Here is a 6,082-nt window from a genome sequence, read left to right on the forward strand (position 1 = left end):
GGCCTCCGCCGGGCGCGGAGGGGCGGTGGTGGTCACAGCGGTGCTCCTTCGCCCAGGCCGGTCGCGGCCAGCCAGCCCCGCAGCCACTGCATCAGCTCGGTCCAGGCGCCGGTCACCAGCATCAGCCCCACCCCGATCAGGACGACGCCGCCGACCCGGGTGACGGTGCGCGCGTGGGTGCGCAGGAAGGACGTCGCCCCCACCGCCCAGCGGGCGCCCAGCGCGACCAGCACGAACGGGACGCCGAGGCCGAGGCAGTAGGCCACGCCGAGGAACGCGCCCCGGCTGGGGTTGGCCTCGGTGAACGCCAGCGAGTTGACCGCCGACAGCGTCGGGCCCAGGCACGGGGTCCAGCCCAGCCCGAAGACGATGCCGAGCAGCGGGGCGCCGGCCAGGCCGACCGCGGGGCGCGCGCTGAGCCGGGCGGTGCGCTGCAGCAGCGGCAGCCGGCCCAGGAAGCCCAGCCCGACGACGATGGTGACCACGCCCAGCACCCGGGTGATGGCGTCGTTGTGCTGCAGCAGCAGCCGGCCCAGCCCGCCCACGGCGGTGCTGATGGTGACGAAGACCAGCGTGAACCCGAGCACGAACAGCAGCGCACCGGCGACCATCCGGCCGCGGCTGGGGCGCTCGTCGGTGCGCACCGCTGTGGCGACCTGGCCCGCGCCGGCCGGCGCCGGGGACGTCCCGCGGACGCCGGTGCCGACCAGCCCGGTGACGTAGGAGAGGTAGCCGGGGACGAGCGGGAGCACGCAGGGCGAGGCGAAGCTGATCAGGCCGGCCAGCGCGGCGACGGCGGCGGCGACCAGCAGGGGCCCGTCGGTGACGAGGTCGGTCACTCCCTCCGCCATGCTCACGCCTCCCCGGTCAGCTCGGCCAGCACCGTGCGCAGGTCGTCCTGCCGCACCTCACCGGTGTACACCGCGGCCACCCGGCTCTCCCGGTCCAGCACGATGGTGGACGGGATGGCGCTGGCCGGGTAGTCCCGGAACGCCAGGGCGACCTCGCCCTTGGGGTCGAACAGCGACGGGAAGGTGATCCCCTTGCTGTCGACGAACGCCTGGGCGAACTGCTCCTGGTCCTTGACGTTGAGCCCGAGGAACTGCACGCCGGAGTCGGCGACCTCGGTGTAGACCTCCTGGAACTCCGGGGTCTCCACCCGGCACGGCGCGCACCAGGAACCCCAGAAGTTGAGCACCGCGACGTCCCCGGCCAGGTCGGTCGAGGAGAACTCGGCGCCGCCCAGCAGCGTGCCGGTGAACTCGGGCGCGCTGGCGCGCTCGGCCACCGGGATCACCTCGCCGGCCGTCGTGCCGGCGACGAAGCGGAACTCCCCGCCGTTGTTCACGTCGACCGCAGTGCCCTCGCCGCTGGTGCAGCCGCTCAGCGCCACCGCGGCGAGCAGGAGGACCAGGCTCCTACGCACCGGGCACCGCATCCGGGTCGGTGGCACCGGCCGGCTCGGCGTACTCCAGCCGCAGCAGCCGGTCGTCGTCGTAGACCAGCGAGGTGACGCTGGCCAGCCCGCACTCGCGCTTGCGCGGGTCGTGCAGGTAGCTGCGCCCCTCCAGGTGCAGCCGCACCGTCCAGATGGGCAGCTGGTGGCTGACGCAGACGGCCTCGTGCCCACGGGCGGCGTCCCGGGCGGTGGCGACCGCGCCGAGCATCCGGGCCGCGATCTCACGGTAGGGCTCGCCCCAGGACGGCTTCCACGGGTTCCGCAGCCGCCACCAGTTCTCCGGGTGCTTCATCGACCCGTCGCCGACGCCGAAGGTCTTGCCCTCGAAGTCGTTGCCGGCCTCGATCAGCCGCTCGTCGGTGGCGATCTCCAGGCCGAGGGCCTCGGCGATCGGACGGGCCGTCTGCTGGGCCCGCTCCAGCGGGCTGGCCACCAGGTACGTGACGTCGCGCTCGGCGAACCAGGCCGCGGCGGTGCGGGCCATGCCCTCACCGGCGTCGGACAGCCGGAACCCGGGCAGCCGCCCGTAGAGGACGCCGGCGGGGTTGAACACCTCGCCGTGCCGCATCAGGTGGACGGTCGTCAGCGTCACGGCTGCAGCTCCTGGGCGTCGTAGGACTGCGGCGACGGCGCGCGTCCACCGAGCGCGGCCGCGGCGGCCTCGGCGGCGGCCGGCAGCGCGGCGAGCACGTGGTCGACGGCGCCGTCGTCCAGCGCGGCGCTGACGAACCATGCCTCGAACGCCGACGGCGGCAGGTAGACCCCCCGGGCGAGCATCGCGTGGAAGAAGGCGGTGTGCGCGGCCACGTCCTGGGTGCGGGCGTCGTCGAAGTCGCGCACCTGGCGCTCGTCGGGCACGAAGAAGACGGAGAACATCGAGCCGGCCTGCTGCACCCGGTGCGGGACGCCGGCCCCGAACAGCGCCGCACTGGCCGCCCCGCGCAGGGTGACCGCGACCTCGTCGCAGCGGGCGTAGACCTCGTCGGTGCACAGCCGCAGCGTGGTGAGCCCGGCGGCGACGGCGACCGGGTTCCCGGCCAGCGTGCCGGCCTGGTACACCGGGCCGGAGGGCGCCAGCTGGTCCATGACGTCGGCCCGGCCGCCGAACGCCGCCGCCGGCATGCCGCCGCCCATCACCTTGCCGAAGGTGAACAGGTCGGCGTCGACGGGGTCGAGCCCGTACCAACCGGACCGGGAGACCCGGAAGCCGGTCATCACCTCGTCGACGACCAGCAGCGCGCCGTGCGCCGCGGTGATCCGGCGCAGGTGGCCGTTGAAGCCGTCCAGCGGGGGGACGACGCCCATGTTGCCCGGCGACGCCTCGGTGATCAGGCAGGCGATCTGGTCACCGCGCTCGGCGAACACCTGCTCGACCGCGGCGACGTCGTTGTAGGGGACGACGATCGTGTCGGCCGCCGCGCCGGTGGTGACGCCCGGGGTGTCCGGCAGGCCGAGGGTCGCGACGCCGGACCCGGCCGACGCCAGCAGCGCGTCGACGTGCCCGTGGTAGCAGCCGGCGAACTTCACCACCAGCGGCCGGCCGGTGTACCCGCGGGCGAGCCGGATGGCGGAGAGCACCGCCTCGGTGCCGGAGTTGACCAGCCGGACCCGCTCGACCGGGGCCACCCGGCCGGCGATCTCCTCGGCCAGGTCGACCTCCCCGGAGGTCGGGGTGCCGAAGCTGGAGCCGCGGCGGGCGGCGGCGGTGACGGCGTCGACCACCTCGGGGTGCGCGTGGCCCAGGATCATCGGCCCCCAGGAGGCGACGAGGTCGACGTAGCGGCGGCCGTCGACGTCGGTCAGCCAGGCACCCGACCCGGACGCCATGAAGCGCGGGGTGCCTCCGACGGCGCGGAAGGCGCGCACGGGGGAGTTGACCCCGCCCGGCGTCACCCGCCCCGCCCGGTCGAACAACTGCGCCGACACGGGCGCCTCGTACGGGTACGGCTCGCTCACGATCCCACTCTCCCAGGCCCGTCTGTGTGCCCCGGTCGGGCGGGGTGCACGGTCACCGCAGCCAGCGGGCGGCCTCGACCGCCCAGTAGGTCAGCACCGAGCCGGCGCCGGCCCGGCGGATGGCGGTGAGGGTCTCCAGGACGGCCCGCCGCCGGTCGATCCAGCCCTGCGCGGCGGCCGCCTCGACCATCGCGTACTCACCGCTGACCTGGTAAGCGCTGACCGGGACGTCGACGGCGTCGGCCACCCGGCTGACGATGTCCAGGTAGGGCAGCGCGGGCTTGACCATGACGGCGTCCGCGCCCTCGGCGAGGTCCTGCGCCACCTCGCGCAGCGCCTCGTCGGCGTTGGGCGGGTCCATCTGGTACGTCGACCGGTCGCCGAACTGCGGCGCCCCCTCGGCGGCCTCCCGGAACGGGCCGTAGAAACCGGAGGCGTACTTGGCGGCGTAGGCCAGGACCGGCGTCTCGGTGAACGCCGCGCTGTCCAGGCCCGCCCGGATGGCCGCGACCTGACCGTCCATCATCCCGCTGGGGGCGATGACGTGGGCGCCGGCCCGGGCCTGCGCGATGGCGACCGCGGCGTAGCGGTCCAGCGTCGGGTCGTTGTCCACGACACCTGCGGGGGTGACGATCCCGCAGTGCCCGTGGTCGGTGTACTCGCACAGGCACAGGTCGGCCATCAGCACCAGCTCGTCGCCGAGGTCGCCCCGCAGCTGCTGGAGGGCGACGTTGACGATCCCGTCGGTGGCGTCGGCCTGCGAGCCGACCGCGTCCTTCTCCGCCGGGATGCCGAAGAGCATCAGCCCGCTGATGCCGGCCTCGGCCGCCTCGTGGGCGGCCTTGCGCAGCGAGTCCAGCGAGTGCTGGACGACGCCGGGCATCGAGCTGATCGGCTGCGGGTCGGTCAGCCCCTCCTTGACGAAGACGGGCAGCACGAAGTCGGCCGGGGCGAGCCGGGTCTGCGCCGTCCAGCGCCGCATGGCCGGGGTCGAGCGGAGCCGGCGGCCCCGCGCGAACCCGCTGGTCACTTCTGCCCCTCCGCCTCGGCCCGGCGGGCCTGGGCGAACTCCGCCAGCGCGTCGACGAGCGGGCCGACGGCGGCGACCTCGGGCTGGACGTCGACCCGCAGGCCGAACTCGGTGGCGCTGGCCGCGGTGGCCGGACCGATCACCGAGACGACGGTGCGGGCGTGCGGCTTGCCGGCGATGCCCACGAGGTTGCGCACGGTCGAGGACGAGGTGAAGCAGACGGCGTCGAAGCCACCGCCCTTGATCGCCTCGCGGACCGCGGCGGCCGGCGGCGCGGCGCGCACGGTGCGGTAGGCGGTCACGTCGTCGATCTCCCAGCCGCGCTCCTTGAGGCCGGCGGCGAGGGTCTCGGTCGCGATGTCGGCGCGGGGCAGCAGCACCCGGTCGATCGGGTCGAAGACGTCGTCGTAGGGCGGGAAGTCGGCGAGCAGGCCCTCGCTGGACTGGTCACCGCTGGGCACGAGCTCGGGCACGATGCCGAACTCGCGCACCGCGTCGGCGGTCTGCTGCCCGACGCAGGCGACCTTGACGCCGGCGAACGCGCGCGCGTCCAGGCCGAGCTCGGTGAACTTCTCCCGGACCGCGCGGACCGCGTTGGTGGAGGTGAACACGATCCAGCCGTAGCGGCCGGTGACCAGGCCCTTGACCGCGCGGTCCATCTGGGCCGGGCTCCGCGGCGGCTCGACGGCGATGGTCGGCACCTCCACCGGGACGGCGCCGTAGGCGCGCAGCCGGTCGCTCATGTCGCCGGCCTGCTCCTTGGTGCGGGGCACCAGGACCCGCCAGCCGAACAGCGGGCGGCTCTCCCACCAGGACAGCTTGGCGCGCTTGTCGACGGCCGCGCCGACGGTGACGACGACCGGCCCGGTGAGGGTGTCCAGCCCTGCGGACTTCTCGGCGACCGCGGCGAGCTTGCTGGCCACGCTCTTCTGGGCGGTGCCGGTGCCCTCGGTGGTGACGACGACCGGGGTGCTGCCCGACAGGCCGCCGTCGACCAGCGCGGCGGCGGTCGTGGGCAGCTGCTCGGCGGTGGCCTGCAGCACCAGCGGGCTGCCGGTGCCGGTGGCTGCGGCGGCCAGCGCGGCCAGGTCGGCGGCGGCGTCGACCGCGCGCAGGTCGGCCTGCACGGAGCTCGCGCCCAGCGGCACACCGGCGTACGCGGGCACCGCGGTGCCGACGGCGACACCGGGGACGACGTCGAAGGCGACGCTGGTGCGGGTGACCGCCAGCGCCTCCTTGACCACGGCGTCGCTGGTGAAGGGGTCACCGGCGACCAGCCGGACCACGACGCTGCCGTTCTTGGCGAGGGCGACGGCGCCCTTGGCGACCTCGGCGGGCTCACCGCTGACCGTGGTCAGCTCGAGGTCCGGGTGCGCCGTGCGCACCGCCTCGAGGACGGCGGCGGAGACGTCCGGGTCGGCCAGCACGGTGTCGGCGCCGGCGATCGCGGCTCCGGCTCGGACGGTGAGGAGCTCCGGGTCGCCGGGACCGGCGCCGACGAAGACCACCGTGCCCTTGCCGTTGCCGTTCTGCTTGCGTGAGCGCGTCATCGCGTGCTCCTGTTCCTGCCTCTTATACACATCTAAAAAAAAAAAAACAGCATCGCCGCGCACGTCATGCGCGCGATCAGGGCGAAG

Annotated in this window: 6 protein-coding genes; all 6 read right to left on the reverse strand. The window is 74.6% G+C overall.

Annotated elements, in window-relative coordinates; translation table 11 throughout:
* Positions 1 to 32 precede the first annotated feature (32 nt).
* Positions 33 to 851 (reverse strand): cytochrome c biogenesis CcdA family protein, encoded by an 819-nt coding sequence (locus FHL80_RS24585; protein ID WP_138735955.1) that lies wholly within the window; start codon positions 849 to 851, stop codon positions 33 to 35.
* A 2-nt stretch (positions 852 to 853) separates the two neighbouring features.
* Complete coding sequence (locus FHL80_RS24590; protein ID WP_138735956.1) at positions 854 to 1,426, reverse strand: TlpA family protein disulfide reductase; 573 nt, start codon at positions 1,424 to 1,426, stop codon at positions 854 to 856.
* Positions 1,419 to 2,051: a histidine phosphatase family protein gene (locus FHL80_RS24595; protein ID WP_216871032.1), complete on the reverse strand. Its 633-nt coding sequence runs from the start codon at positions 2,049 to 2,051 to the stop codon at positions 1,419 to 1,421. The genes FHL80_RS24590 and FHL80_RS24595 overlap by 8 nt, the downstream gene beginning before the upstream one ends.
* Positions 2,048 to 3,415, reverse strand: coding sequence for a glutamate-1-semialdehyde 2,1-aminomutase (gene hemL / locus FHL80_RS24600; protein WP_138735957.1), 1,368 nt, complete (start codon positions 3,413 to 3,415; stop codon positions 2,048 to 2,050). The genes FHL80_RS24595 and hemL overlap by 4 nt, the downstream gene beginning before the upstream one ends.
* Positions 3,416 to 3,467: 52 nt before the next feature.
* Positions 3,468 to 4,445, reverse strand: a complete 978-nt coding sequence (gene hemB, locus FHL80_RS24605; protein WP_138735958.1) for a porphobilinogen synthase — start codon at positions 4,443 to 4,445, stop codon at positions 3,468 to 3,470.
* The coding region (locus FHL80_RS24610; protein WP_246078935.1) for a bifunctional uroporphyrinogen-III C-methyltransferase/uroporphyrinogen-III synthase at positions 4,442 to 6,082 on the reverse strand (1,641 nt) is incomplete at its 5' end. The genes hemB and FHL80_RS24610, both read right to left, overlap by 4 nt.

This window comes from Modestobacter excelsi (genome assembly GCF_005930495.1).
In the GTDB taxonomy this organism is placed as follows: domain Bacteria; phylum Actinomycetota; class Actinomycetes; order Mycobacteriales; family Geodermatophilaceae; genus Modestobacter; species Modestobacter excelsi.

Excerpts from the sequence above, each read along its gene's own strand:
- FHL80_RS24585 (WP_138735955.1), bottom strand. The coding sequence starts at position 851 with ATGGCGGAGGGAGTGACCGACCTCGTCACCGACGGGCCCCTGCTGGTC.